The 26,152-nt window shown below is 58.3% G+C and carries 36 protein-coding genes; 20 read left to right on the top strand and 16 right to left on the bottom strand.

From position 1 onward, the window contains the following. A partial coding sequence (locus tag NKI96_RS30450; RefSeq protein ID WP_352807578.1) for a pilus assembly protein TadG-related protein occupies positions 1 to 232 on the bottom strand: 232 nt, incomplete at its 3' end. Positions 233 to 802: 570 nt separating this feature from the next. Then, complete coding sequence (locus NKI96_RS30445) at positions 803 to 994, bottom strand: hypothetical protein (protein ID WP_023709427.1); 192 nt, start codon at positions 992 to 994, stop codon at positions 803 to 805. An 817-nt stretch (positions 995 to 1,811) separates the two neighbouring features. On the opposite strand from NKI96_RS30445, the gene NKI96_RS30440 reads away from it, so the two are divergent. The 4 genes from NKI96_RS30440 (at position 1,812) to NKI96_RS30425 (ending at position 4,046) form a co-directional block, all read left to right on the top strand. After that, positions 1,812 to 1,961, top strand: coding sequence for a hypothetical protein (locus NKI96_RS30440; RefSeq protein WP_023707523.1), 150 nt, complete (start codon positions 1,812 to 1,814; stop codon positions 1,959 to 1,961). Further along, entirely contained in the window at positions 1,958 to 2,089 is a 132-nt protein-coding gene (locus NKI96_RS30435; protein ID WP_352447647.1) for a hypothetical protein, read from the top strand. Before NKI96_RS30440 ends, NKI96_RS30435 begins: the two co-directional genes overlap by 4 nt. Positions 2,090 to 2,920: 831 nt before the next feature. Then, on the top strand, positions 2,921 to 3,145 hold the full coding sequence (locus NKI96_RS30430; RefSeq protein WP_023707520.1) for a hypothetical protein: 225 nt from the start codon (positions 2,921 to 2,923) through the stop codon (positions 3,143 to 3,145). 643 nt (positions 3,146 to 3,788) lie between these two features. Beyond that, entirely contained in the window at positions 3,789 to 4,046 is a 258-nt protein-coding gene (locus tag NKI96_RS30425) for a hypothetical protein (protein ID WP_031200612.1), read from the top strand. Between the two features lie 209 nt (positions 4,047 to 4,255). Here NKI96_RS30425 and NKI96_RS30420 read toward each other — a convergent pair whose 3' ends face one another. Further along, entirely contained in the window at positions 4,256 to 4,423 is a 168-nt protein-coding gene (locus NKI96_RS30420; RefSeq protein ID WP_245260673.1) for an SOS response-associated peptidase family protein, read from the bottom strand. Between the two features lie 679 nt (positions 4,424 to 5,102). Between NKI96_RS30420 and NKI96_RS30415 the strand changes: the two genes are divergently transcribed. Together NKI96_RS30415 and NKI96_RS30410 are read left to right on the top strand one after the other, a co-directional pair. After that, on the top strand, positions 5,103 to 5,402 hold the full coding sequence (locus NKI96_RS30415) for a hypothetical protein (protein ID WP_023726886.1): 300 nt from the start codon (positions 5,103 to 5,105) through the stop codon (positions 5,400 to 5,402). A 458-nt stretch (positions 5,403 to 5,860) separates the two neighbouring features. Then, complete coding sequence (locus NKI96_RS30410) at positions 5,861 to 6,007, top strand: hypothetical protein (protein WP_023707518.1); 147 nt, start codon at positions 5,861 to 5,863, stop codon at positions 6,005 to 6,007. 48 nt (positions 6,008 to 6,055) lie between these two features. Here NKI96_RS30410 and NKI96_RS30405 read toward each other — a convergent pair whose 3' ends face one another. The 5 genes from NKI96_RS30405 to NKI96_RS30385 form a co-directional block, all read right to left on the bottom strand. After that, a complete protein-coding gene (locus NKI96_RS30405; RefSeq protein ID WP_352807577.1) occupies positions 6,056 to 6,769 on the bottom strand; it encodes a hypothetical protein in 714 nt (237 codons plus the stop codon). A gap of 1,172 nt (positions 6,770 to 7,941) precedes the next feature. Beyond that, positions 7,942 to 8,169 (bottom strand): 2Fe-2S iron-sulfur cluster-binding protein, encoded by a 228-nt coding sequence (locus tag NKI96_RS30400; protein WP_196815267.1) that lies wholly within the window; start codon positions 8,167 to 8,169, stop codon positions 7,942 to 7,944. After that, positions 8,064 to 8,624: a ferredoxin reductase domain-containing protein gene (locus tag NKI96_RS30395; protein WP_155921688.1), complete on the bottom strand. Its 561-nt coding sequence runs from the start codon at positions 8,622 to 8,624 to the stop codon at positions 8,064 to 8,066. Before NKI96_RS30395 ends, NKI96_RS30400 begins: the two co-directional genes overlap by 106 nt. Continuing rightward, a complete protein-coding gene (locus NKI96_RS30390) occupies positions 8,578 to 8,976 on the bottom strand; it encodes an FAD-binding oxidoreductase (protein WP_196815268.1) in 399 nt (132 codons plus the stop codon). Before NKI96_RS30390 ends, NKI96_RS30395 begins: the two co-directional genes overlap by 47 nt. A gap of 120 nt (positions 8,977 to 9,096) precedes the next feature. Continuing rightward, positions 9,097 to 9,954 carry a LysR family transcriptional regulator gene (locus NKI96_RS30385; protein ID WP_023707514.1) on the bottom strand — a complete coding sequence of 286 codons (858 nt, stop codon included), beginning with the start codon at positions 9,952 to 9,954 and terminating at the stop codon, positions 9,097 to 9,099. Positions 9,955 to 10,083: 129 nt separating this feature from the next. Between NKI96_RS30385 and NKI96_RS30380 the strand changes: the two genes are divergently transcribed. From NKI96_RS30380 to NKI96_RS30365, 4 genes are all read left to right on the top strand, one after another. Then, a complete protein-coding gene (locus tag NKI96_RS30380; protein ID WP_031196825.1) occupies positions 10,084 to 11,166 on the top strand; it encodes an amidohydrolase family protein in 1,083 nt (360 codons plus the stop codon). Positions 11,167 to 11,177: 11 nt separating this feature from the next. After that, a complete protein-coding gene (locus tag NKI96_RS30375; protein ID WP_023673824.1) occupies positions 11,178 to 11,531 on the top strand; it encodes a Rieske (2Fe-2S) protein in 354 nt (117 codons plus the stop codon). Between the two features lie 272 nt (positions 11,532 to 11,803). Continuing rightward, the gene (locus tag NKI96_RS30370) at positions 11,804 to 12,502 is read left to right on the top strand and encodes an ABC transporter substrate-binding protein (RefSeq protein WP_023822651.1); all 699 of its coding nucleotides are present in this window, start codon (positions 11,804 to 11,806) and stop codon (positions 12,500 to 12,502) included. Between the two features lie 931 nt (positions 12,503 to 13,433). Continuing rightward, positions 13,434 to 13,649: a DUF1127 domain-containing protein gene (locus NKI96_RS30365; RefSeq protein ID WP_023707511.1), complete on the top strand. Its 216-nt coding sequence runs from the start codon at positions 13,434 to 13,436 to the stop codon at positions 13,647 to 13,649. A 323-nt stretch (positions 13,650 to 13,972) separates the two neighbouring features. On the opposite strand, the gene NKI96_RS32630 is transcribed toward NKI96_RS30365, so the two are convergent. From NKI96_RS32630 to NKI96_RS30350, 4 genes are all read right to left on the bottom strand, one after another. Further along, positions 13,973 to 14,566, bottom strand: a complete 594-nt coding sequence (locus tag NKI96_RS32630) for an exopolysaccharide production repressor protein (RefSeq protein WP_155921681.1) — start codon at positions 14,564 to 14,566, stop codon at positions 13,973 to 13,975. 4 nt (positions 14,567 to 14,570) lie between these two features. Continuing rightward, complete coding sequence (locus NKI96_RS30360; RefSeq protein WP_023707510.1) at positions 14,571 to 14,822, bottom strand: DUF768 domain-containing protein; 252 nt, start codon at positions 14,820 to 14,822, stop codon at positions 14,571 to 14,573. A gap of 1,647 nt (positions 14,823 to 16,469) precedes the next feature. Further along, on the bottom strand, positions 16,470 to 17,318 hold the full coding sequence (locus NKI96_RS30355; RefSeq protein WP_155921682.1) for a hypothetical protein: 849 nt from the start codon (positions 17,316 to 17,318) through the stop codon (positions 16,470 to 16,472). Between the two features lie 76 nt (positions 17,319 to 17,394). Beyond that, on the bottom strand, positions 17,395 to 17,592 hold the full coding sequence (locus NKI96_RS30350) for a hypothetical protein (protein WP_023707506.1): 198 nt from the start codon (positions 17,590 to 17,592) through the stop codon (positions 17,395 to 17,397). 86 nt (positions 17,593 to 17,678) lie between these two features. On the opposite strand from NKI96_RS30350, the gene NKI96_RS30345 reads away from it, so the two are divergent. The 3 genes from NKI96_RS30345 (at position 17,679) to NKI96_RS30335 (ending at position 19,037) form a co-directional block, all read left to right on the top strand. Next, complete coding sequence (locus NKI96_RS30345; RefSeq protein WP_023822653.1) at positions 17,679 to 18,020, top strand: hypothetical protein; 342 nt, start codon at positions 17,679 to 17,681, stop codon at positions 18,018 to 18,020. Positions 18,021 to 18,079: 59 nt separating this feature from the next. Continuing rightward, a complete protein-coding gene (locus NKI96_RS30340; protein ID WP_023822654.1) occupies positions 18,080 to 18,283 on the top strand; it encodes a hypothetical protein in 204 nt (67 codons plus the stop codon). A 472-nt stretch (positions 18,284 to 18,755) separates the two neighbouring features. After that, positions 18,756 to 19,037, top strand: a complete 282-nt coding sequence (locus NKI96_RS30335; RefSeq protein ID WP_023822655.1) for a DUF3606 domain-containing protein — start codon at positions 18,756 to 18,758, stop codon at positions 19,035 to 19,037. Positions 19,038 to 19,231: 194 nt separating this feature from the next. Here the strand turns inward: NKI96_RS30335 and NKI96_RS30330 are convergent, their stop codons facing one another. Continuing rightward, complete coding sequence (locus NKI96_RS30330; RefSeq protein WP_023822656.1) at positions 19,232 to 19,435, bottom strand: hypothetical protein; 204 nt, start codon at positions 19,433 to 19,435, stop codon at positions 19,232 to 19,234. 292 nt (positions 19,436 to 19,727) lie between these two features. Here NKI96_RS30330 and NKI96_RS30325 point away from each other — a divergent pair, with 292 nt between their 5' ends. Further along, the gene (locus tag NKI96_RS30325; RefSeq protein ID WP_023822657.1) at positions 19,728 to 20,018 is read left to right on the top strand and encodes a hypothetical protein; all 291 of its coding nucleotides are present in this window, start codon (positions 19,728 to 19,730) and stop codon (positions 20,016 to 20,018) included. A 370-nt stretch (positions 20,019 to 20,388) separates the two neighbouring features. On the opposite strand, the gene NKI96_RS30320 is transcribed toward NKI96_RS30325, so the two are convergent. Then, positions 20,389 to 20,610, bottom strand: coding sequence for a DUF768 domain-containing protein (locus NKI96_RS30320; protein WP_023807464.1), 222 nt, complete (start codon positions 20,608 to 20,610; stop codon positions 20,389 to 20,391). Positions 20,611 to 20,683: 73 nt separating this feature from the next. Between NKI96_RS30320 and NKI96_RS30315 the strand changes: the two genes are divergently transcribed. Further along, on the top strand, positions 20,684 to 20,947 hold the full coding sequence (locus NKI96_RS30315) for a hypothetical protein (protein ID WP_023822658.1): 264 nt from the start codon (positions 20,684 to 20,686) through the stop codon (positions 20,945 to 20,947). Positions 20,948 to 20,958: 11 nt separating this feature from the next. On the opposite strand, the gene NKI96_RS30310 is transcribed toward NKI96_RS30315, so the two are convergent. Further along, the gene (locus tag NKI96_RS30310) at positions 20,959 to 21,171 is read right to left on the bottom strand and encodes a hypothetical protein (protein WP_023672644.1); all 213 of its coding nucleotides are present in this window, start codon (positions 21,169 to 21,171) and stop codon (positions 20,959 to 20,961) included. Between the two features lie 80 nt (positions 21,172 to 21,251). On the opposite strand from NKI96_RS30310, the gene NKI96_RS30305 reads away from it, so the two are divergent. From NKI96_RS30305 to NKI96_RS30290, 4 genes are all read left to right on the top strand, one after another. Then, on the top strand, positions 21,252 to 21,485 hold the full coding sequence (locus NKI96_RS30305; protein ID WP_032894393.1) for a hypothetical protein: 234 nt from the start codon (positions 21,252 to 21,254) through the stop codon (positions 21,483 to 21,485). Between the two features lie 284 nt (positions 21,486 to 21,769). Then, positions 21,770 to 22,303 carry a J domain-containing protein gene (locus tag NKI96_RS30300; protein ID WP_023672646.1) on the top strand — a complete coding sequence of 178 codons (534 nt, stop codon included), beginning with the start codon at positions 21,770 to 21,772 and terminating at the stop codon, positions 22,301 to 22,303. Between the two features lie 242 nt (positions 22,304 to 22,545). Further along, the gene (locus NKI96_RS30295; protein ID WP_023672647.1) at positions 22,546 to 22,794 is read left to right on the top strand and encodes a hypothetical protein; all 249 of its coding nucleotides are present in this window, start codon (positions 22,546 to 22,548) and stop codon (positions 22,792 to 22,794) included. A gap of 549 nt (positions 22,795 to 23,343) precedes the next feature. Further along, positions 23,344 to 23,556, top strand: coding sequence for a hypothetical protein (locus tag NKI96_RS30290; protein ID WP_023822660.1), 213 nt, complete (start codon positions 23,344 to 23,346; stop codon positions 23,554 to 23,556). A 338-nt stretch (positions 23,557 to 23,894) separates the two neighbouring features. On the opposite strand, the gene NKI96_RS30285 is transcribed toward NKI96_RS30290, so the two are convergent. Beyond that, on the bottom strand, positions 23,895 to 24,068 hold the full coding sequence (locus NKI96_RS30285) for a hypothetical protein (protein WP_023672650.1): 174 nt from the start codon (positions 24,066 to 24,068) through the stop codon (positions 23,895 to 23,897). A gap of 1,490 nt (positions 24,069 to 25,558) precedes the next feature. Between NKI96_RS30285 and NKI96_RS30280 the strand changes: the two genes are divergently transcribed. Continuing rightward, the gene (locus NKI96_RS30280) at positions 25,559 to 25,912 is read left to right on the top strand and encodes a hypothetical protein (RefSeq protein WP_023672653.1); all 354 of its coding nucleotides are present in this window, start codon (positions 25,559 to 25,561) and stop codon (positions 25,910 to 25,912) included. Positions 25,913 to 26,152: the final 240 nt, after the last annotated feature.

Below are 26,152 nucleotides of genomic sequence, written 5' to 3'. Positions count from 1 at the left end.
TCGGGTTATCGGAACCCGCGACTTTCTCGAGCGCACCGGCATAGGCCGCGGCATCGGCAACGGCCTGCAGCTTGAGGCTGCTGTAATACCAGAAGGATGTCTCCACACCGAGGCCGGCGCCGCCAACCACGACCGGCAAGGTGAAGGCAACGATGACGGCAACGTTACCGTTCGTGGCGCGCCTTAGGCGGCTCAAAGCAAACCAAATCCGGGTGAACGCGTTGGATGCCATATGTATTAGAAACCACGAATAGATAAACGAATGTGTAAAAAACCCATTCCGATTCGATGAAGTCCGACCTGCCAGACGAAACAGGTGTGCTGCAATTCCTCCTCGCCTCGCATGTGCTTCACGCGGCGTCATACTACGGCCAATGGAGGCGCATTGCTGACCGGCAGCTTTGGGGCCGCAACCTGACCGTCCGTGATTGGGAGCCACATGGCTGCGCGGCTGTTCCGCTATTGAGCCTCGACAGGAGTCCTAGATCCGCACACACGCGTATCTTGGGTCGATCGCGCTTCGCTCATGCGCCAAATTGCCAGGTCGTGAGTTCGGACAGCGGAAGCATTCTCCTCATGGGTGTGGCTTGTCGAGCAGAAGATTTCACGATCACCACCGTAAGCAAGTTTCGGGATGACAGCTTCGTGTTGATCCCGCTGCTCGGCAGCGTCTGCGGTGAAGTCTCCGTTTAGCGGCTTAGCCGGATATGACGGCAATGCAGGAGATCGGCAATCTCCTGTTCAAGCACATCCATGGGCCATCACCGTCGCGGCCCTGAGGTTACCCAGCCGCAGGAGGGTCCTAAAGCCGCACAACCTTGTCGAGATGTAGCCGTATCCGCTGGCCTTCAGCGAAGGACAGCGCAAACGATTCCAGGCCGAATGAGCGTGTAATTTCCTGGTCGGTCTCTATGATGCGCACGACCCATTCGCCACTGGCTCCGACCACTTCCACGCGAGGCGACGCCTTGCGGATTGGCACCACGTTGCTCATCACATCCTCCCTACGAAAAGCAATGGCAAGTCGATTTAAGACCCTGGTGGTCGGCAGTTCAATAACAATGGTTGTTCGGATCGGACGAACCACCCTGGATGGGCAGTACGAAGCCGGGCGAATCACACCTCAGTCAGGCGAACCCTCCCGGGAACCTTCCGTGAGATAGCCTCTGCTTTAGGTCGTTGGCATTCAGGATGGCCGCCAGCTCTTCGGCATACTCCATGTCGGGAAGGTCGACAGATGGGTGGCCCGCTACAATAGCCGGCAGCCCGGTGAACACGTCGAATACCGTCCACGTCCCATCCGGTTCCCGCCTTACGCCGTGCCGCAGTGTTGCCATGAGAGGATGCTAATGGAAGCCGCGAATATAGGGTACAAAAAATGCGAGCCGGCGATCGGGCAACAGGCACGCCTTTCCGGAACTTTTGCCGCTGCGACGGGTTCGGTCGGGCATGACCAGAATAGCCGACCTCGGACCGCCCATCCCCGGCAAGCCACATGACCTGACTGGGAAGAGCATTTCTATGCGCGCCCCATTTGCGCGCAAAAGGTAGGCCGTCGCGATTTCCGCCGAGTGATGTGGCACGAGCAACCGGACCACCAGCCGCTGGAATTCGACGCCTAAGAGCGCAGCACAACCCAACTGGTCATCGCTATCGAAGCAGCGTTTGTGGGGCGGCCGCTTCTAGGCGCATGGTGGCTAGATGACCCGAATACGGGTGAGATTGGATGGCGCCACGATTTATAGCGAAACCACTGTCCTGCCCGACCGGAATCGGCGGCTGGCTGGTCCGGGCCGGAATGAACCGGGGCAATGCTCGGCTCAAGCTACGCTCTCGATGAATTGCAACTGGTCCTGGAAGATCGTGCCGTGGAGGTCGGTTTCGGCGGCGCGTTTTACTGCCGCACCTTCTCGGTGGGGCAGCATTCGTTTGCGGTGTTGATCGCTCGCAGGATGTCGTGAACGCTGCCTGCCGCCGGTTCGCCGATGCAGTGCGCGCCGGACGAGCCGAGTTCCGAGTCGGGCTAGTCGAGGACTTGCCCTTGCCGGATAGCACATTCGACAAGGCTCTCAGCGTCCACACAGCGTAGTTCTGGCAAAGCCTTAGAGCTGGATCCGCAGAGCTCGCTCGCGTCCTCAAACCAGGCGGCCGCGTCGTGCTTGGCTTCCTCCCGAAGACGCATATGGACCGGATGAACATGCCGGCCGACATTTTTACACCTCGCGAGCCGGATGAGCTCATTGCTGCCTTGCGAGAGGCAGGGTTCAGCGACCCTGAAGTGCGGAGACCGAGCACGGAAACCGCCTGGCTCGTTGTGACACGCATGCGAATATAAGTTTCGGCGCCTAGATACGGAAAGCCCGCCGCCGAAGCCAACTGGCTTTGTTGCAGGGCCGTGGTTTTGCCTAGGCTCCTCTGGGTTCAACACTGGGTCCCAATTGCGCCGTCACTGCGCTGAGACGCCCACGTTTATTCAGTAGTGGCTTGCTGTATTCTTTCTTCACTGCAGTCCCTCTCTAGCGAATTTCGGCAAAGCGCCGGTCTAAAGGTTCTCACTCATCGGTGCAGGTTGATGGCGTGCACACAGCCGTTACGGCCGAGAGCTTCTCGCGCTTCTTTAATTCAGGCTTCTGATAAGTCTTCTTCATCAGGATCGCCAAGTTTGTCCCTCAAGCCGAAAATGCGGTGCGCCGGCCACGATTGTCAACCAGAAACACTGAAGTAGCGGCCGAGCGACGCCAGGGGACCGGCACGCGCGGTCAGGGCGGCGTGCGCAGCGTGGATGCTGCAATTGCCTGGCCGGTTGCCATGGCCTGCTAACGAGCGCACACTGCTGCGTCGCCTCGAAAAATCAAAAACAAACAGGCACGAGGCGCTTGGGAGCGATCATCAGGCTTTCGCCCGACCAGGGAGAAGGCCCATGCCCACACCGGCACAGAGCCGGCTCATGTATTTTATGGGCCAACTCGTTCACAACGAGAGCATCGTTTCCAAGCAGGATATTATCGTCGGCTTACTGGATCACGAAGGCAGTCCGACGGCCGACGCCGACGAATTGCTGGCGAACTTGCATCAATCACTGCAACAGGCCCGACAGAGCTTGCACGAGGCGCAAGAGATATATCGAGTCAGAAATGGGGAGTAGCGAAAAAACAAAACTCGCATACACAGCCGCAAAGTTCGCCGAGAAACATGGTTTGACCGTGAAGGCAGCCGAAATCATCTTGTCCGCGAACGGCTCCTCACGTGTCGCTTGCGATGCAGCAGCACGCGCATTCAAAGAAGCGGTTGCGCACCGACAACACAGCAATGACCGCGAATGAGGCCCGCGCCTGCTTCCGAGGCTGCGCGGGCCGACCATGACGAGTGGAGAGGACATCTTGGTCACCGGCAGGAATCGCTGAAGAACGAGCCGGGTGTGACCGAACAGCCTCAGAGCGAGGATGTTCCCGACTGACGCAAAAAAGCCCGCCAGCATGAGCCGGCGGACCAAGTATGGGTCGCTGTCCAAATGAACGCCTTAGGTGTCTTCAGATGGATTTTGGTCGAGAAGCCGCCGCGCGTTATGCGCAACAGATCGGGCGCCGATCGAACGCCCCGCGGACGCAGGAACGCCTTCGTCTCGCGGGCGCTCCGCGTAAGCAAATCTTCGCCGCCGAGAAGCTCAATCGTCTCGGCCCAACCGTCGTCTGCAAGCAATCGTGTGTCATCGCAGTTAGAATCCCACCCGATTCCGCAGGGCAATACCTATGTTATCGCCTATGCCCTTTTGCCCCTACCGCCGAGACATGAGCGCGCACCACGGAGCTGTCGAACATCTGCACCAGGTGCGCCGACGACGAGAGCGCAGCGAGATGATCAAAGAACGTTTCGAACACCACCAGCAAGGGAGCGGAGGCCATGAACGATCAATCAATCCCAATGACGCCGCCAGCGTCGTCGAAAAATATGCCATCGACCCGCGCGTTCGGGTCGGTCACGTCCATCTCAACGTCGCCGACGAACCCTGCCGAGCCTACCTGTCGAGACGGCGGTGTTTCATCTGAAGGGCGGTCGATGACGCTTTGAGGGAGACCGCCAGACACGAGAGCATCGGGAACGGTATCCCCTTGAACCTTTGGAAGTTTGCCGGGCTCCAGCCCCGCTGCCTTACGATGGCGCGCTTTTGTTTATCTACGCCAGGAGGCGTTCCTCAAGAGCAAGCTCTCCGAGCGCCTTTTCTCCTTGCCCAGAAATGGCGATTGAAACTCTCGAATTACACGCTGCTCCATCTCTTTCGACATTTGAGAGGCTGCCGATCATGCAACTGCAACATCGCGTCTGCGGCAGGCTCTGTGATGATTGTGCAGTTGGTTATGTCGAGATTGGAATTGTAAGCCCAAAGCCCGGCGAACGAGAAACGCGCGGGGCCTGGCTGGTAGATATGCAGGACGCCCTCATCACCTTCTGATCCGGTGTGGCGAGCGGCACGATGCTCGAAGAAAAGACAGAGCCATAAGTCCCGCGCGCTTCCGTACCACGGCGAACGGCCGTCCAGGACATCTCTGGTAATTCTGCGGTGCAGACGAGCGAGTTCATCAAACCGCCCACCTCATTATAGCCATTCATGAAATGCGCAAAGCGGGCTGACTGACGCCAATGGAAGGGACGCGGCATTTGCGAGAAGTCCCATTCCTCAACTCGTCAGGTGTCTCGGGACCGCCGTGTTATCCCGATCATGCGAAGACGTTCGCTCTGGTGCGGGACGACTTCAAGTCCTTTTTCAGGGGTGTTGGGAGGTTGCCCCACGGCTGAAGGGCTGCACAACCAAGGGGCGACGATCAGCTTCTGCACCTTCAGACACATCGTGATAACCTGTCGGCCATGAAATCGGAGGCTTGAGAGAAACGTGGGCGGGCCCAGGAGAATAATTTCTGCCCATGGGGAAGGCGATGTCCGCGCTAGCCGGAATGTCAGCTACCGAAGATCCGCCGCCTGAAGGCTGCCAGTCCGCTAACGGCCGCCCCAAAGCTGCCGGTCAACACAAGGTCGCATTGGAACCGATCCTTCGCATCCCCCGTTATCGAATGGAAGGGACATTAGTTGTCATTAGGAGATGAAGAATGAAACGGCTTCTTTTTGCCACTGCCATGATGGCTGTTTCCAGCGGGCTTGCGTTCGCGGGGACGACAGGGACAACAGGGACAACGTCGAGTGGCTCCTCCACTACCACAACGATGCCGACGACAGATAACAACACGGATTCGACCACAACGAAGTCAACCAATTCGAACTCAGCGAAGGACTGTGCGCCGGGCCAGCAGAGTGGCAGTGCCAAGCAGGCCGCTCCTGGTCAACAGGATGACACCAGTGCCAAGTCCGCAGCCCCTGGACAGATGAAAACGACTGCCGAAGGTTGCTAATTGTGCCGGGAGAGGCCGGTTTGCACCGGCCGGAAGATGCCTCCCGCTGCCGACCGGCGGCAACGGTCCGGCCTGCGCGCCCTTCGATCAGCGCGGGCCGTTTTTCGGAAAGTACCTCCCTAATCGTCCAACGAGCCTGCAGCCTTTTCTTGGGCGAGTCGGATCTTGGGCGAGTCGGAATGCATAGTTAGTTGCGGATGTGATTGTTGAAATAGCGGCCCTTGGCGAAGGCAGATTTGAACGCGACAAATGCCTCAAGCGGCCACGTCCAGGAAATCGTATTGCTTCACCCTTGGCTCCAAACCAGACCGAGAGAACCCTGGTCCGGGTCAATAGTCGAACTTGCGCATCGAGGTCGACGGCATGGTGCGTTTCAAGAAACCAGCGTGAGCCGTCGGCCAGCCGGGTATGGACCGCCCTACGGGCTGAGCTGTATTCGAGATGTGGCCGGGGGTAGAATGACGTCGCGTTCCGTCGCTTCGCGCGCCGCCCTGATCGGAGTTTTCGCGTTGACGGTGTGGGTGGCCGTCACGGCATCGCATGCCATCTCCTCAACACGGTATTTCGGTGGCAAGCTCGTCGTCGCCCTGCCGCCGGGGGTGTGACCCGGCGGCTTGCACGTTCGACTAGGATCGTTTCAGCGGTGACCGGTCTTACGGCGTTGGCGCAGGATCCTGTTTGGAAGCCATCTCGTCGATCTTCTCGGCAAGCACGCCGTTGGCCCATTCGGTGACATCGGCGTCGACCGGCTTGTTAGCCATATCGGCGAGCGCGTCATCCAGCGATGGGACGGCGGCAGCAGCATCGGCCGCCGCTATATTGGCCGCATCGAGCGCCGCCTGCGCTGCATCGATCTGCTCCTGGGTCGGGACTTGGTCGGCCGGAGTATTCGGGTCGTTCAATTTGGCGTTCAAAGCGTCGACTTCGGCTTGGGCGGCATCTACCGCGGCTTGGGCGCCCTTGGCGGCGACCGAAGCTGTCACATAAGCCTGAATGCCGGCGAATTTCTTGCTCTTGGAGTTCATATAAGCGTTGATGTTGCGCTGCAGCGAGTTCAGCCGGCCAAGCTTGGCGTGAATGTTCTTGTCCTTAGGCGTCGCGGCGACCTCAATGTCGTCGACGGCGACCTGGTCTTCGCCCGAGGCCTTCTTTCCGGCGTGAGCCGATGCCGACTTGCCGTGCGAAACGCTGTTGCCGGACTTCCCGCCGCTGTTGCCGGACTTGCCGCTATTGCCGTGACCACCGCCATTGCCGTGACCACCACCATTGCCGTGACCACCACCGTTTCCACCCGCGCCAGCGGAAGCAGGAGCGGTCACTAGCGCAAGCACGGCAAGCGCCGCCAAAAGGGTTTTTCGGGATGTCATGGTACCTCCTCAGGCGAATAGTCACCTCGCCGACTCGTTATAGAGCGGCTTATAAGAGTTTCCTAATCCGACTGAAGGAACTTTAGATAAATGCTTGTTGCAATGAGCGACTGACGACTGCGAATATCTTTGTAAGCGTATGAAATTTAACAAAAAATTCGGAGTCGCAGACCCTATCGGCCTTTTGCGCGACTGAAGTCCCATACCGATCGGACCTTGGTCGGCGATGCACAACTGCGGAATGCTTGCGGCATTTCGGAGTATGGCGTCACCATGTGGCTGTGACTGCGCATTGGTAGACAACTCGCCGGGCGAAGACCCCAACTACCTCGAGCCCGGCGAGCCCTACACCTGATCAGAGTACGCGATCAGGACCGGGGATCAGCCGGCGAAAGATGTGGGTGCAATATGGGTGCCAAACTATTCGTCCCAAATTGGGACCATGCTGCGGCCGGCAAGCTGCGCTTAGGTCTCATAGGCGCTGGCATCGGAAATGGCGATCGCTGGTTAGATCGCTTCCTTCCTCCGTCTGTATGATTTATTGGCATTGGCAGGCGTGCGTATATTGTTTGCCGGCCGGCGCTGAGTCTCACCGGTTGGGCCCAGCGGCCCGCCCGCCGCAAAGTGTCCCCCCGCGACAAAGGCTGCTGGGCCGTCCTAGCGCCGATCTGCTCCGGCAATGGCCGCGTGAATGCCCGCTCGACTCCAGCAACAGCTTCATCCTTGTTTCGACGGTTCCGCGCGCGGCGCCGTCATCGAGCGTATCTTACTCGCCTAACCCGGATCGTGCCGCGTCCGCTTTCCGGGACGCACGGATCTATGCTTAATAGCTAATGTCAGGCGCGTACCTGAATTGGTCCGCGAGCCGAGATAGCGCGTTAATCGATACGCGACATTGCGATGTCCAGGAATCGACGGTTTCGCGAACAGCGATGACTACTCGGAGCTGCTACCTCGTTTGCGCCACGAACTGTCCCCTGCCCTCAATGCTTCCAACGTCTCATTTGGGGGCCGATAACGGACTGGCAGCTCCGAGCGTCAAGGCGTGAGAAGCGGACGTTCAGGCGCTCCCTCTAATGCCCACTTCGACGGCGCCGGCGCCAGCTCGTTGGGGTTAGACCCTGACGCCGATGCGTGCGCCGACGGAATCTTCAACAGTCAACAACGCCGAGTTAAGCGTCGAGCAAAACCGTCCCTCGCGGGCGGCTGCAACATGCCAGGACATAGCCAGCCGATTTCTCTTCAGCGTTCAGTCCGCCTAAATCGTCCATGGCAACCTCGCCAGATAGTTTGGCTATTCGGCAGGTTCCGCAAACGCCCTGCTGGCAAGCGGGGATGTAGATGCCACAGTTCCGCGCCGCGTCCAGCAGGGTCTCTCCGGGCGCGCAGCGATGCTCCACACCCGAGCGGACAAAACGGACCGAAGACGAAATCGCCGAGCCAATTTCGGCCGCGAACCATTGCTGCCTCCGAAACTCTCCTCGTGATACTGCGCCGGCGGGAATCCTATTGCATCAAGGCAGGCGCGTGCCGTCTTCATGTACCCTTCGGGCCCACAGGCAAAAAGGGTGCGCTTGTGAAGATCGGGAACCAGGCTCAGCAGCATCCGACCATCAATTCGGCCGGTTGAACCCGTCCAAGCGGGACCTCCCTGGCCGCAAACCAAAGTCACTTTAACATTGGGAAAGCGAGCGGCAAGTGCTTCCAGTTCCGCTCGGAAGATGATGTCGCCTGGGGTTTTCGCACTGTGAATGAAGCGGATCTCCCTGTCGTCTGCGCGGGCGCACGCAGCATTGACATGATCGGAGTCACGCCGCTCCCGCCCGAAAGGAAAACAGGTTTCTCCGACGGCAATTTATCCAGATTGAACGAACCGAGCGGCCCTTCATCTCGATCTCGCTGCCCGGCGTCAAATGGTCATGGATCCAGTTGGAAGTGAGCCCGCCCTGCGTTCGCTTCACGGTGATCTGAAGATCAAGCCGTCGCGTCGGCGGTGACGATACCGAGTAGGCGCGCGTTATTGCGGCGCCGTTGATCCTGAGGTGCACGAGAACATACTGGCCCGCGCTGAAGCAGAACATCCGACCAGCGGCAGATGTGAGAACAAATGTTTTCACATCGTGCGTCTCGTCGATCACGCGACGGCAGAGCACTATATCTCGCGTCTTTTGTGCCCATCGCCGCTGACGCATGGTGGGCACCGACATCTGAGGCTTGGATGGAAGCGTATGCATTCATCGTGCGGCTCGGCGTTAGGTCGAGCAACATGCCAGTTCTTACCCCGCTGAACAGCAATATTATTCCAGCGCTATGATCGGGAATATCGATTAAACCTCCAGCGACATTACGGCGAGATGGAGAGCACGGATGCCTTTGCGAATGATCGGTTCGTGTTTGCGGCGTGCCAGTATCGCCGTATGGACTGGCTGGTGCAACGTCGGCGCTCCTTCGACCAGGAACGATGGAAGCTCACCGGTAAACCTGCGCGCATCATCGCTGCGCATATAGCAAGTGCCGCCCGTTCGCCGGAGCATGATCTCCGCCAGAGCTTCCGATCCGGTCGAAAGTCGGCAGATCGCCAATTGAGCCAGCATCTCTGCGTGCGTTTTCTCCAGCACGACGGTGTAGCCTGGGCGGATGTAGGTGTCGGGATCGACGTCCGACAGTTTTCTGGCGGCAGTCGAAACCATTACATATTCCTCGACCATCAGGTGCTCGTATGCGATCTCAGGCAAGTAGCGGGGGGCATAAAGCACTGCGATATCCAGGTTTCCCATGCTGAGGTCGCTGACCATCTGGTTCGAATAATCCGACTCGACATGGATTGAGGACTTCGGAAGTGCTTGGCACAGGGTTTCGACCCACCCGGGCAGGACTGAGCGGGTCATGCCCACTTGGGCGGCAACGCGCAAGGTGCCTTCGAAACGGTTGAAGGCCCGAACATCGTGGCGAGCCTGCGACCAAGTGGATACCAGAGATCTTGCGTAGGTTTCGAACCGGCGCCCTGCGGCAGTCGGCTCTGCCCCGGCGCGTCCGCGTTGGAACAGTTCAGATCCGATTGCGCTCTCCAGGTTCTTGATGCGGGTGCTGATTGTCGATTGGGTTAAGCCCAACCGATCTGCGGTGCGATTGAAATTTCTCGATTCGATGATGTCGAGAAAGGTTTCGATGTGATCAAGCTGCATGGAAATCCCGATCGAAAAATTCGATCATATTCCTGGCTACCATAAGCTTGATCAACCAATACTCAAGGGGGAAGCTGCACCAGATGATCGGCCGGCGCACCGCCGGGACGGGCCACGGAGCGGAACAAAGTGTTCATAGTTGATTGCGACTGTCACAATTACTGGTCAAGCGCCACTGTGTTGACGCCATACCTTTCCGGCTTGTGGAAAGACATGTTCACCGAGGGCGAGAAAACAGGTCCCGTTGGCGCATTTCCGCATGGCCATCGCCCCTGGTTTCATCCGCAGGACTTCTCCCGCAAGGACGTCCGTCCGAAGACGGAAGCCGACAACTATCTCATCATGAAAGAGAAGCACCTCGACAAGTACAAAGTCGACGTGGCGATCCTCACCGGCGATGAGCCGATCGAGGCGTCGACCCTCGCCAATCCTTACTATGCCAGCGCTTTGGTCAGCGCCTACAATGATTATCAGATCGATCAATGGTTGCCGAAAGACGATCGTTTCATGGGTTCGATCATCATCGCACCACAGGATCCGAAGCTCGCTGCCGCCGAGATACGCCGTCTGGGCAGTCATCCGCGCATGGTCCAGGTTCTCGCTTCCCAAGGGTCCGTCAAGCCGTATGGAGACCCGTTCTACCATCCGATCTACGAAGCTTGCGCTGAAGTAGGGTTGCCATTCGCCATACATCTGGGCGGGCATGGCGGCGTGAATTCAATTGCCATTGCGCCTGCGCCCACGACATTCTTCTGGGAAACGCACGCCATTTTGCATATGTCGGCGATGTCGCACGTGGCAAGCATGATCGCCCATGGCGTCTTCGAGAAGTGGCCGGACCTCTACTTCGTGATCATCGAGTGCGGTGTCGCCTGGGTTCCGTCGGTCCTGTGGCGCCTGGATGCCGACTACAAAGCGCTGCGCAAAGAGACGCCATGGCTGAAGATGCTGCCCTCGGAATATTGCCGGCGCAACATTCGCTTTTCCACGCAGCCGCTGGAGCAGCCTGCAAATGTCCAACATCTCTGGTCCACGCTCGAAGCGATGGACGGGGAAAACACGCTGATGTTTGCGTCGGACTATCCGCACTGGGATTACGACGATGCCAACACGCTGCAAATCCCTCCTGCGTGGAAAAGCAAGATCATGGGACTGAACGCGCTGGAAGTCTACGCACGCATCCCCCGTGCGCAAGCCGCGAATGCCGCCTGAGGAAGCATACGATGCCCGAGAAAACATATATCTGCCGCGTCGACGAGATCGAAACAGGATCTCCGTTTATCGCCAAGATCCGAAGCCTTTCGGTCGGGATTTTCCGCATCGGAGATTCATTCCACGCGCTGCTGAATGTCTGTCCGCACCGCGGCGCTCCACTTTGCGAAGGACCGCAATGCGGGACAACCGCGCCCGTTGAACAAGCGCAATTCATCTATCATCGCGAAAACGAGATCGTCCGATGCGCCTGGCATGGCTGGGAATTCGACATCAAGTCAGGTGAAGCCTTGGTCGATCCATCCATTCGCGCTCGCACATTTCCAGTCACCGTCGAAGCCGGCAGCATCTATGTGACGGCCTGATTGGCCCAAAAGCCGATTGGGATTGGAAAAATTGGAAGAAAGATGGCCGCAGCCAACTAGCAGATTTGTTCGCGGTGCTTGAAAAAAATAACGCGGAGAACTCCGCAATGGGAGAGTCAAATCTCAGAATCTGAATACAAGCTTGGTATCGCGCAAAGCCTGGTCGGTGGCGGCAAAGTTTCCCGCCGCGACTTCATTCATCTTGGAATAGCCGCAGGCCTGACGGTCGCCGCCGCCGACACGCTCTTCTCGCCAGGGCGCGTGCCGAACCGATGCAGGGCGGCTTCGCCAAGCTCGGCATGGCTCACGGCGCGACGACGGAGTCAATCGATCCGGCCGGCTACCCCGACACGTTCACACAAACGGCGTTTTCGGGCTCGCTATCCAACAGCCTCACTGAGGTCGACGCCAAAGGCAATGTCCAACCGGAACTCGCCGAGAGCTTCGAATCTTCGGACGGGGCCAAGACCTGGGCCTTTAAGCTGCGCAAAGGCGCAACCTTCCACAACGGCAAGACTGTGACGGCGGGTGACGTCGTGACGTCATTGCAAGACTTGGGCAAGGACACAAAATCGGCGGCGAAGTCGCTGTTGGAGTCCGTCGCCAGGATCAAGGCGGACGGCCCGGAAACGGTGGTCTTCACGCGCAAGAGCGGCAACGCCGATTTCCCTTACATCATGAGTGACTACCATCTGGTCATCATGCCAGCCAAGGACGGCAAGGCGGACTGGGCTTCAGGGGTTCGCACCGGCGCTTTCGTCCTTGAGAATTTCCAGCCAGGCGTTTCGGCGAAACTCAAGCGCAATCCAAACTACTTCAAAACCGGCAAGCCCTATCTCAACGAGGTGGAATTCATCTTTATCACAGATCGTGCCGCTCGCATGGCGGCCTTGTCGACGGGCGAGGTGGACCATCTTGCTCGACCGACAGACCGCTCAGACGTGGTACTTGGTGCGTACAGCCACCGGTGAAGTCACTTGGCTTGCGCTCGGTGATCCGATGGCAAAATAGAAAAGCCCCCGCCGCCAGGCGTCCGGGCAGTTTTTGCCCGTTCAGATCGATCTGTGAGGTTTGTCACAGACGCATCGACGTATTGGCGTAGGCTACGTGCAGTTTCCTGCACGGGTAAGGGAGTGGTCCCGATGCTTGTAACTTCCTATGCTTGTGAATTTTCCTCTTGTCGCCGTTGCTCCCTTCCCGATCGGGGCCGTCATCGAGCCGAGCAGAAGGGGCTGTTGAAGGCAACGGACGAGTTGAGCGAGTCACCAGACCGACGTGCTCAGCTACATCGGGATTTCCCGTGACTACATCACGGCGTTTGCGTTCCGCAGCCCGGCGTCGAGACGTAGGGGCTGAGCAATAAAAAGCCCGCCACTGTGAGGCAGCGAGTTCTCTTCCGGAAATGATGAGCTGCCTTTTACGGCGGGCCTTCATGGGGCGGGGTTGCGGATGTCTCTGGCCGGACATTCGACGTCATTGAAGCGAGGCACTCCTCCAGACGTTCCAGCCGCGCCTTGTGGCATCGCAGTGTGTGCGCGACGTCATGCAGCCTGGATTTACCCTGAGAGTTGGCGGCAGCGATCAAGTCTATTTGGAGCCGACTGATCTCGCTCCGCAGATCGCGAGCGTCAGCTTCCATCAGACCCTTGATCCATCCAGCCCCGCGCATTCCAGCACACCATCCACCGAGCCCTGCATCGCACGATAGCAGCGAGTTTGCTAACAACCATGCCATGGACCTTCTCGAATTTTATGCATTGCTAATATATAAGAAGCCCGCCACCGTCAGGCATCCGGGCAGTTTTTGCCCGTTCGGATCGATCTGTGAGGTTTGTCACAGACGCATCGACGTATTGGCGTAGGCTACGTGCAGTTTCCTGCAGCGGTAAAGGGAGTGGTCCGATGCTTGTGAACCTTCCTATGCTTGTGAATCTTCCTCTTGTCGCAGTTGGGCCCCTTGCCGATTGGGTCCGTCATCGAGCCGAGCAGAAGGCGCTGTTGAAGGCAACGGACGAGTTGAGCCAGTCACCAGACGACATGCTCAGCGACATCGGGATTTCCCGCGACGACATCACGATGTTTGCGTTCCGCAGCCCGGCGTCGAGACGTTGGGGCTGAGCAACAAAAAAGCCCACCACCGTGAGTCAGCGAGCCAAATTATTCGAGAATTAAACTGGATCGTTCCAGGTTCTGTAGCGCGGGAAGCGCCGCCGGTCGCCGAACACCCGGCCGAGGATGCGAATGCAAGAAGATGGCCCTCGTCCGCACACCATGGAATCGAGAGGAACGTCTCCTCCAGACTTCCCTTGGCGGCAAAGCGGCCCCCATAGCCTCGCCCGTGATTGTTGCGCCACCTCACGGTTTGCGGATGACCGCCTCCAAACACAGCGACCACAACGCACCCGTCCTCCAGTTCCGCGTCTGGATCAATGATAAGGCTTTCAGCCCGAAGCTCGGGGTAGGTGTCTGTCACCGCAAACACGTTGTAGGCCCACTTGCTGGCGGCACTGCGAGGCAAAACTGCTGCCTAAGGCCACAGCATTGAGACCACGTTTGTAGGCAAAGCTTCGCCATCCGCCGAAGCGGCGATATTCTTCAACATTGAGATTGCCCCGTTGGGCTCGCGGCTTGATTGCGGCTGGGGCAGCGTGGGGTATTTGTTTATAGACCGCGACATCGCCGAATGGTTCGCGGTTCGCTCTGCCGAACAGAACAAAGGCGAGGCAGTTGTTGTGACGGCAAAGGTGCGGAAGGCCGGCGTTCGGCTTACAAAGGCCAGTGAGAAAGAGGTTGTGACCGTGCCGAGACGGTCGCGGGGTATCAGATGCCGTCGACGTTCTCTTGAGCCGCGACCGAAATTCGACTAGTCGAGTCAGCCGCTTCCGAGATCGCCAGTATATCAAGCAAACGACCGGCCCGGCGTACCCTACTTGCAGAACGATCAGCGCAAGGACCGCACAGCCGAGCGCGGTCCAAATTGAACCGGCTTCGATGTAGGTCCAGATCGCCCTGTGGAAAATACATTCCTCACGCATTTCATCAATTAGCGATTGCGCAATTAGCTGATTCTAAAATATCGCTGTAGCATGATGTCGCATCAGCTAGCGCTATCCATCCATAGAAGACGCTTTCAAGCTCGCCGTTGATCTGGTCGGCAGGAATGCCGGCCTTCTCGGCAGCTGTCATCAACTGGTCTTTCAAGTCGCCAACCGAGATGCGGTCTCCCTGCGCCACAATGGGCAGTTGTTTGGCTACCCACTTGTCGAGAAACTTCAGGCCACGGACGCTCATTTATTAGCAACCTCTCATCCTTGACACCGCACCCGCCCCGGGCCGGGTGACACCCGATCGCATGAGCGTGACGATTCCCTCCTATGGCTTCCCGCATTCGGTTGTCGATTCGACTTCGAAGGCCGTGATCGGCTTCAGTCGGCCCGGTCACGCGCATCGACGGCGACAAGGTAACCGTCAGCCTCCGGCCACTGGTGACTGTCGACGCCGAGCACGTGCGGGTTCGCCACGGCGAAAAAAGCCGATTGTTGACAAAGCCTAACGGCGCTGCTTGAGGAGATCAAAGGCCTCGTCGCAGGGGCAGCCGCCGGAAAGAATGGGATTCGGGCCGCTTTGGATAGTTATGCGGTTCCCGAGCCAGCACCGCGACAAGTACCGAGCAGTCGAGTTCCTCGTTGAACGAAAAGTGCGGGTCGGCCTCTGGCAAGATCTGAGCCAAGCGTAGCGATTTCAACCTGGCTGTCTTGGCGGCACGTTCTGTGCATTCAACCTCATTGATCGCTTTCGCGGACCGCACTGCACCTCGGCGTTCTCCCAGCCAACACATTTCCTGGTAGCCTCATTCTCACCTCCCCCCAGAGCAAATTTCTACATTCGGATGAACCATGTCGCCCTTCATTCTGATGAAGCCCAAGCTCAAGCAGCGGACCAGATGGCCGCGATTGTGGGCTCGCACCGACCGGCGAGGTGATGCGAGCCCGGCCGAGTCTCGCGGGACCCTGGACAGGGACAGCGCCGAGTGGCTGGTGTCGGCGCTCCTCGAGTTCCTCATGGAAGGCACAATATGTCGCCGCTGCCGGCTGATATGAACCAGATCTCGGAATTGGCGCTTGAGGGCACATCATGACTGCGCACCAGGCGCCTTGCCGGAACGTCGCCGACAGTGACGGTATCCAGCGTCCGCAACTCCCCGAAAAATTTCCATGAGACTTCGAGCCAGATATCCCGACCGGCAGCAACAGCACCAAGGTTTTTCGAGGGCGCCTTAGCCGTGGGGCCAGGGACGAGCCCGCCACTATTAAAGGACGAGACAGCCGAGACCATGATCGGTGACGCGCGCCGTACATTCTGAAAGCCAATGATCGCCGCCGTGATCGCCAACGCCGCCAGGACAAGGGCAATCGCTATCCAAACAACTGACCGGCGTCGATTTCGCATCGTTGCCCCAACCCAGGGGAAATATCAACGTATTAGCAACTGCTTGTATTTCTCGTGAACCAGGATCATTCTTGCCGAACGGAGGCCACCAGTAACGGTGGAAAAGGGGAACGTCATGGAATCCGTTTGCTACGCCCAAAGCTCGATCTGTTTGCTGTCGCTCTTAGTCAACACCACGATGGCGCTTATTGTTTTGACGCCATTCGCAGCGACGCGCCTGCTGGTGTTGAGGATGCGCGCGGACTCGGGCCGAAACCTTCAACTCGCCTAAGGCGCCGTGGGCAAACCACCTTACCGAGGCGCAGATCATGCGAATATTTCTGTTGATCCTTGCCGCTGTCGCCGTGTTCTACATCTGGGACAACGTGGCAAACAAAGGGCTGTACACTGCCCAGATTAAACGCAGCTGGGTCTAGTCGCAGGCTTCAAACTCATAAACTAGCGCATCGCGGTTGGTTGCACATCATGGGCAGAAGGTTGCCGCAACCATCAGACTGCACCGATGTGGGCCATGAAATCGGCAATGACGGTGGCCCTCTCGGGTGCGCTCGGTGCCGTCGAGAACGTTGCAACCTCAAAAATCTTGCGGTCGAGATAGCCGCCAACCGATTTGCGGAGGCACATCTTGCGCGTCGTCAAATCTTTGATGGTATTACCCGACGCCACGGACGCCTCGATGCCGCCATTGACGGAGAATAGAGGCTCCCGCCTTCGTGGCGCCATGTCGTCACCACAGGCACGCCGGTCGAAATGGCAGTACTGGCAACCTGCCAAGGGTACGACACGAAATTCGATCCTTGGACAATCGGCCCCCGGATAGAAGTGCCATTTGCAATAACCAGCGTCGTCACTCCACAGGAAATCATTGTTAGCGGCGTTGCCTGCGCCAGTGTTGTTGGTGTCGATGGCATCGATGTAGCCCGAGCAGATCACAAAGCCGGACGACAGCCCCACGAAATTGGAGATGCTCGCGCCTATCAGTTGGCTGGTGATGCCGTTGAAATCGGCGCATGTCCGGCTGTTTGGACCTGCAGTTGTAACGGCCGGCTGCGCACTGGTGACCCCAATCTTCTCGAAGTACCGGCCGCCGCCGGTCTGGTCCTTGAAGGAATCGGTGCCGGGCGTCGGAATCTTCGCCCTGGAAGGGTTGTCGATGTTGGCTTCGATCTTCAGTGCTTCGAGCCTGCCGCTCAGACTCCGCCGAGCGCCGGACTCTTTGCGGTAGGCATTTTCCGCCGCGACGAATTCCGAGGTCGGTCTCGGGAGCTTCAGTGCTGATCTGAAGTAAGCCGCGCTGGCCATTTTCGAAGGGCGAGATGTCTTGGCAGCGATGTTCATTGCCATTATGTCCATCGCAAACGCGATGCGTCCCGTCGCGTATGTCACGTTTGCCGAAAATATTCCCGCATAGCCGCTACCTCGGCTTTCCATCTGCCGCCGACGCGCCGGCCGAAACCTTTCCGATCTTCTGGCCGAGAGCCTCGGCGGCAACCGCCGTCTCGACCCAATCTCCAGAACTCCGATCCTCGAACTCCGTTTCGATCTCAGCGACGAGCGCCGCTATTTGCGCGAGTTGGCGTCTGATCGCTGCGAGTTTGCGCACGGTGCTCATGGGCACGTCTCGATCGATGCCGGAACCAAAGTCGTTGAGCAAAGTTTCCTTACCGAAGGGCGTTTTAGGTTTTTGGAGAACTCGAAATGAAGACTATCATCCTTGGCGCATTGGCGCTTTGCTTGGCTGCGCCTGCGGTCGCGTCCGCAGAAGAAGGCATCGTCGTCCAGACCCAGCGACATCACCACCGCCATTATTGGGACGACAACAATAACGACCGTGTGGTCATCTATCGGAACGGACACCGTCTCCATCGCCGCCATCGTGGCGAGCAGGCGTTTTACGACAATGGCGAGCGCGCCTGGCGCCGGCATCATCACCGGTCCAGCGACTTTGTGGTCACCGGATCGATCAACCGTCCGATGCATCACCGCCGTCACGTCGTCATTCAGCAGGACGACAACAGCGATTATGACACCGACTATTGATCGCAGTCTAACGGCCCGGCCTTCGACGAGAGCCGGGCACCGGAGGGAGGGGTTTCGCCATGACGATGCTGTTTCAACCCTTGGACTTGGACGGTCACGAGCGCAGCGAGCTTTACCATGCGGCGCGGTTGTCGATGCTCCAATGTCGTGTGTTGACGCGCTTCGATCGGGTCGAAGAGGCTGCCGATAAGGTGCAAGCAGCGGCTGAGTTGTTCGCTGAGGCGGCTCGACCTGTCGGAAGCACTCAAACGCTCGGTATGTGAGCGCCAAGTCGGCGGCGGAACCGGCAGGCGGCAACGCGCGTTGCCTTTGCATGGTCGAAATCGGTACTGAAGGAACTGTGTCCTGCCTGGCTCATGCGGAAGGCGGGCGTCGTAGACGTTCGCCCTGTTGAGCAGCAGCCAGCCATAAGCGATCTAATAGGTGCGGCGCCGCCGACGCGATATCGTGGGCCGGTGCGGTCCGAGCCCCCCGACCACAGGCTTAACGAGTCCATAAGCAAGCGCAATTCGGGCTGACCCGCGACGCAGAAAGTTCGACAAGCTTCCAGGAAACCCCAGCCAAACAATTGATCAGGCAAATCACGAAGTTAGCGAACAAGGCCGCGACCGAACCGTGTTACATCGGTTTTCCCGCTCTGTAACGCGCAAACCCTTGTATACCGGGCATGTCCCGTCCTGTACCTTGTTGTCATTGCAACATGACTGCAACACGGAAAGGCGGATTGTTCCCGTCATGTTCGCCAATGAAGGCGCGCGCCACCCGATTGCGGCGCCAATTCTTTCCTGCAACTATCGGCAGGTCCGTGGACTTGGAAGCGACATGGAGAGAGCTATGGCTGACAACAAATCAAATCGGGGAAAGCAAGATCGGGCCAGGGTGTCCACCAGCGAGCCTTACGAGGTGAACTACTTCGCCCGGAAGCACGCAATCACAAAGGATATGGCCTTGAAAATAATCAAGGAAACCAAGGGCAACAGGGACAAGGCAAACGCCGCCGCTGAAAAGCTCAGGTAAAGAAACGCGACAACAGAAAAAACCCGCCGGAATAGAGAAACCCGCCGCTGAGAGGGGGCCCAGGGCGGCGGGTTTCTTCACCTTGAATAGAGCGGCCACTTTCCGGAGAAGACCGCGCACGACATAAACCCGCAGAGGCGGCTCCTTGTTCCAGACAATTTTAAGGACCAGCCTGTCGAGGGCTACATGGTGTCCTAGTATTTCATCTTAGGGCCGCTCTCCACCAGCACTTCCTGAGATTTCAGATCCTCGCCCCAAATCACGGTTTCACCGTGGGTGTCCGGGCATGGCTCTGCGTCCGCGCCTTCCTCGTCGACATTGTCCAGCTCTAGATCATCAAGGCAGCCAAGCGACGGCTCATCGTCTGCCGTTTCCTCCAGATCGCAATCAGTCTGCATGAGATCCAGTGCCGTTACAGGCTCATGGCACGGTCTAGGAGGTCGTTCAGGCGCTTTTCTACGGACTGGCGCCATATGCGCGCGTCGGTTCCCTGCGGGCATCCCATGGGCTTTAGAACGCGAAGGGCGGTCATGACACGCGCTCCAGATCGAGGAAGGTCAGCGCCGTCATCATTCATCACGGTGTCTGGCGCTACCGGCAGCGGGACATGGTGGGTGTGGCCGCGTGCCTCGTGATGGCCGGCATGAGCGCCTATATGCCGTTACGCTAGCGCCTTTTGGTGAGGAGACAATGGGCAAGCATTTCCGCGACGAAGAGATCGAGGAATTCCTAAAAGCCTACGTCGCGAGGTTCCCGGGCGCCGTAGAGCGAATGGAACATGTCATGTTGAATCCATTCGACGATAATGACGAACTGATGTCCCAGAACTTCCGCGAGATCTATCAGGTCGCACAGTCGATGGAATTCTTCGCGGCATACGCGGCGCATGAGCCGAGTGCGATCCATGATTTGGTCAGGGACGTTGCGAGACGTGTGTCGGATGGGCTTGGCCCTATGGAATCGAGAAAAATCAAATATTGACGCGCCGCCTGGCTGAGGCCTGGATAAGCAAGATGCCCCACCGGAATCAGCCGGTGGAGCGCTTAGAACAGCCCACTCAGGGACTAGCTGAAGGGGCTGTTTGGCGGTGTGACCCGGGGAGGATCACATTTGCAAATTGGCGCCTTCCTTTGCCCGGCACATCGGCCGAACAGATGAGGGCTATTCGCCTGCTCGGATTGCAAGGCTGCCGGCCGCGACCGCCGGCTTCGCGTTGATGCCGTCAGTTTGGTCGACTTGCAGCACATGGGATGCCCGGCCAGATTGTCGCGAGAGTCTTTTGGGCATGGCGATCTCCGTTGAAGGGGGTCGCCGCAAAGGATTTTATTCCTAACTGGACCTGGACGGCAGGTTATTCGGTCAAGCTGCCTTCCCGGTGGTGCATCGCCTCCAAGATCACCTCATAGACGCTGCCGACCTCCTCCTTGATCTCGTCGGCACCGATTCCCTCACGCTCCGCAGATTTCATCATTTCGTCAGCGAGGTCGCTAACCGCCACTGGATCATCAGTCATTGCGTTGGGCAGGTGCTCTGCCATCCACCGATCGAGAAAGTTGATGCCGCGTGTGCTCATCAGCCGATAAGTTCAAAGCGCATATTAGGTTCCGCTACTTGACCCCTGAGACGGCCGCACCAGACTCCAGTGCATGGCTAGTGGTCTCAAGATCGGCGATGAGGTGGCGATCGACGCCACCATTATTCGACGCGTCACTGACGACAGGATCAGCGTGTCGATACCGACCTACGGATTTCCGCATTCCGTTCGGGATAGCACCACGAAGGTGGTCAAAGGTCAGACCGTCGAACTGATCGGCAGCGTCACACGGGTCGAGAAGGACGCCGTAACGGTCAGCCTGGGTGGCCCGGTGGTGACGGTCGCGCTTGATGTTGTGCGGCTGGTGAAGCTCTAGCTTTCCCGACCTTACCGCCCTAACGGCTGCTTCGAAAGCGAGAGAAGTTCGGCCTCATCTTTTATCCCGGCCATGTAGTTGGCAATGATCCGAGAGGCCAACCGGCCCTGCGCATCGGGTGATTGGTCGTCGACGAGTTTAAGCTGCTCGAAAACGCGCCCTAGCAAGGCCAATTCGGCAGGCTTAAGGATCCCGGCATCCACGGCTTTTCGTCTGATGGGCATGACTAGTGTTCTTCCCTCACCGTCTCAAGCCGCGAGCCCGAAATCGGTTCCGGAACATTTTAGCTCAAACGCATGTTTCAATGGTTATGAAGATCGAAGCCGACGAATGCCGGGCAGCGTTGACGCTCATCCGGCGCACAATCGAGGACCACTGCCCGCCCGGCGTGCTGCCTAGCGAGGAAGCGGTGAACGGTCTCTATGGGCCGGGGCTCATGGATGAGGCGGAAGCGCTGGCGGCTGCCATCGTCGCAACGATCGACCAGATGCAATTGCGCGTGATGACGAAACCGCCTGACCGCGCTGTCCCATTATAGGACGGCGCGGTCAAACCCCAACCTTGGCTGCGCAGGCGGCTTCGGCATTGAGTTCTACCCCGAACTCCGGCCGGCGCTGATCAGGCAATCTCCCACTGCGGCCCCGGCCATTTTCGTTGCACCCCGCGCGGGAGCCGCCTTGGCTGACGTCCACTAGCTCCCGCTCATCTTGACCCCGGGCGCAATGTATTGTCCGTATATGAACTCGACGAGTGAGGGCACTGCATCGCCATGTAGGCGGTCGGCCCCCGCGGCTGTCGAGCGATGTTTGAGGGAGCAGCGCATTGTTCGTCGATTACTACGAACTCTTGGAGATCAGCCCAAACGCCAACTCGGAGACACTTGAGCGAATATTCCGCTACTTTGCGATGCGCTATCATCCCGACAATCAGCAAACTGGTAACGAAGCCCGCTTCAGCGAAATAGTAGAAGCACACAACGTCTTGAGGGATCCCGTTAAGCGCGCCCAGTACGATATCTCCTATCGAGAGCATGCCGGTGAGCGGCTTAAATTGGTCGAGGAGGCAAGCGACCCCAAAGGGGTCGAGAAGGATGCTTTGGTCCAGGCCAAACTGCTTTCGCTGCTCTATGTGAAGCGCCGCCAGGATGTCGGCAATCCGGGCATTGGCGACGTCGAAATCGAACGGTTGTTAGGCTGTCCACCAGAGCATCTGGAGTTTCATCTCTGGTACATGAAGGCAAAGGGATGGATTGCAAGAATTGAGAACGGGACAATCGCGATCACGGTTGAAGGCGTCGATCGCGCCGATTCCGAACTGCGTCGCGATACCAGCATTCGGCTCCTGAGTAGAGACTAGAGAGGGTATCTGCCGAAGATTCCGCAAGGCTCCAGGGGAGCTTCGCGCGTCATTTTGCCGAGACCAGATAGGCTGAGGAAATAGGGTCTTCGGTGGCCGCTTGCGGACGGGGGCAATGAGGATCATGCTGACGCTGGTCCTATCGCTTCCCTCGAAGTAGGCCAGCGAGCCCTATTGTGAGGCAGTCCGGCATGTAGGATTGTAGTCCTCGTTGCGGCGACCCCCTCAAGCGGAGATCGCCAATGGCCAGAACCAAACCTTCCGAACAGCTTTCCCGGGCTGAAATCGAGCGCTTCATCGCGGCAGCCGAAGCGCTGCACAAGAGCATCGTCGGGCCGCTCCTGGCGTATCACAGCGAGCACTACCAAGCTCTACGTGAGGTCCATCGACCGCTGTTGAAGTCGATTGAGACCATTACCGGCAAGAGGGCGCCATTCATCCAGCCGAACATGACAGGACCGGCACAGCCGCGGGAGAAGCCTCCGGGCTAGTTCTCCTCGCGGAAGTCCTGCAGTGAGGCGTGGCGGAGGTCCTCCTCGCCGCGCAGGTGCTTCACAGCTCAAACTCATACGGGCACTCGGGAAGGGACCGAGTTTAAATCGGGTTATGGTTGCAGCGCGGATTAGACCATCAGGCTTAATTGCTGCGCTGTCATTCTGCGGGTAGGATCGGGGTGTGGTTAATGCCACTCTCCAGTGTGGTCGGCACCGTCACGTCACCCAACTGTAACGTTGCCCCCGACAGCGCCGACCACGCTCAATCTTGGCTGATTAGGCCGGGGCCTCCCCTGTACGAAACCGTACCTTTGAACCTCCTTCGCTAAAAAGAGAGTAAATAACTCCCTTCGCCGGAAGGGAGGCCGCGATGGATCTAATAAAGCATTTAGAAACCGCACGTGCGGTGATGGAAACCAGCTTTCAGTTGCAGAGCCGGTCGATGACCGGAACAGCTGCGTTCCGCAGCCACATGGACCACACCCGGCAAGCCATCCAAGAGTCGCGCGAACTGCTCAAGCGCCTTCGCAACGCTACCGCGAAGATATGGCCCAGGTGCTCGAAGACGAGGACGATCTCGCGCCGATGCGCATATCGGGGTTCGATGCCGACGTTCTCCGCTCCGCATTTCAAAACCTAGTCAGGGATGCAGACGTGCCCGAGTGTCAGTGGCGCGTTGTTGCTGAATGCTTGGTACGCGAATTTGTCGGGTGTGAGCAGATCGAAGCCGGCTTGCTGGATTGGATCACGAAGAAGTAGCGCCCGTTTTTGTTGCGAGAAACCCGCCGCACATATTCGCGATTTGGATCTAGAATCTGGTCATGGAAGCGATCTTCGATCTATCGCCAGCGCCCTCAGAGAACCTAGCCAGGACGTGTGGCGCCCTGCTCGCGCCTTCGCCATCGATGCGGCAGGTAAGCTGTTCCTCGGCCTCGGTATCGGCCTAGGCGTGGCAATTTGCAAATCCGGCTCCCCTGTCTTGGCAAACGCGACGTGAGCCGCCTGCAAGGCAAGGCAGCACTCGTCACGGTCGCGCTTGATCAATTCCGGCAGGATAACGGTCCTTCCGGCCAGCCGCCCAGCAGCAACCAGCCGTTTTACTCAGCGCTAGCACCCTTTGGCTCCGGCGTGATCTCCTCGACCTGCACGTTTTCGCCGATCTCTCTCGCCCAGGCCAAGGCTTTAGCCTTGTCGTTGGTCGTAAGCACCGTGCGCCAGTTCGGCGCTTCAAACACGCTCACAACGTAGGTTGTCACCGACTCGTTGACCATGCTCCACCTTTGCCTACTTCATAAGGTGTGGTGCCCTCATATTAGCATGAGCGTATATATCTTGGTAGTCAGCCTACGCGCCAGGCCTGGCCGGCTGGGAAATAGGCAGATTCGGCCGTGGCGCCCGTCAGTCCGCCAAGGGCTGCGCCGTATATTAGCTACATCTCGACTAAAAAGCTGTCCGCTCCAGAATCCTGTCATGGCTCGGGGAATAGGCATCGGCGACGAGGTGGCGATAACGGCCACAGTGCGCAGGCGGGTCGACGAGGACCACGTCAGCGTCAGCATACACAGCTACAACTTCCCCCATTCGATCCTCGATCGCACGACGAAGGTGAAGCGCGGGCAGCAGATCGAACTCGTCGGCAACGTCACCTATGTCGACGAGGAAGGCGGCAAGGTGACAATTATACTGGACCGCCGGTCACGGTCGACATCGACAAGGTCAGGCTGGTGCAGGCCTATGTGCCGCCGAAGCGCAAGAAGCCTCTGCGCGATATGGCCCACTAGGTGCCCTTAGCTTGGCCTTGGAATGGCGAATCGCCGGCTGATCCTTACTGGAACGAGATGCCCACGGCCTTGATGACAGAGCCGGACAGGGTGACTGTGAAATCTCTGGTCGCATCGTTCTCTGTTGTGGGTATCGACCATGCGTCGGTCGCAACAGGCCGATCGTTGGTCAAAGCAATCTCGTCATGAATTGGGCTGTCGCCCCCGCTCCATGAGCCGACTGCGCCACTGCCGGTGATCGACCCCGACAAGAAGAAGGCCGCCCCGGATGTTTTGACTTCAACGTCGGCCAGGGTTTGTGGTCTGCCTCCACTGATGCTTATTCGCATTGGAGCGGATAGTATCGTCGGCAAAAGAGGGTCCGAAAAGGCCTTTCGGCAGCTCCCTCGTAGGAACGAAAAAAGAAGAGAAGCGGAACTTGCGTGTGCAGTATTTGCACACGAACCCTCATAAATATTTGATTTTATTGATCTATCTTCCCTATCCATCATCGGTGCAATGGCCAGTCTATGCTCTTGATTTTTCAGCTTCTGTTTAACATCAGAACCTTAGAACCTACCGCACACGCTGCGTCAGCGAGACCTTCCTGCAACGCGACGATGCGCGGCGCTGGGGCACCGACACCAAGTCGATCGCAGTGAGACTGTATAGCCTGCCTGAAGCCTTCGGCGAACTCATCGACCTCCATATCGACGACCTGTGCGATGTAGGCAAGTCCCCTCGCCGCTCCAAGGCCGCAGCCCTCGCTATGCTCCGAACATCTGGGGAAGTGCAGCATCGCCACCCCCGATCGCGAACGGCTCGTTCGCTTCGGTCGTGATCGAGCCGCCCAGGGTGCCGGACGATGAGTCTCGGTATCGACATCACCTAGGGAAAGTCGTTGAGCGTCGTTCCTGGATGATCTGCCTGGTCGTGATCGCGACAGCCGCTGGCGAGAGCCGCCAAACTCGCATGAGATTGTCTGAAGCGGAGGACCATCCATGGAAGGACCCATTTCGACCTATTTTGCATCGATTGAACTCGTGGCCCCCCAACGTTTTCTGGACCGCTTGCTGCATCCGGCGCGGCATTTCAAACATCCCCACGACGTTTTGGCCGATGTTGCCCTGGACGCTCAGGAGAAGCGCGCCATTCTTTCGTCATGGGCATCGGATGCCTGCGCCGTAGAATCCGTGCCAGCGCTTCGCATGCTGCCGGGAGCGGGTGAACCGGTCAGCTTCGACACGATCATGGATGCGTTGCAACAGTTGGATCAATCGGATGAGCGTGCCGGTCCTGACTGCAGTGACAGCGCGGCAGTGGCCGCGTTCGTACCATTCGTCGATCGGATTTAAGGGCGACGTAGTTGTTCTTGCACCATGGACCCGTCGGCGAGTGACCCCGCCGGCGGGAGGGGTGTGGCATCGGTGCGTTCGCCCAGATTGCCGATGAAAATTTTCCTATTCTTCCTCTTGAAGGTGCACGTCGCGATTCTAAATGATGGTCGCCGGCCGCCCAATGGGGCCGGCAACACCAGGAGGCGGCAAGGCTCTTGGCGCCTTCTGTTGTCCATGTTGCTCAAGGAGGATGTGGCT

The organism is Mesorhizobium sp. M0292 (assembly GCF_040321695.1).
Lineage (GTDB): Bacteria > Pseudomonadota > Alphaproteobacteria > Rhizobiales > Rhizobiaceae > Mesorhizobium.
Note: the sequence above shows the minus strand (reverse complement) of the source record. Positions and strands in the feature narration are given on the sequence as shown.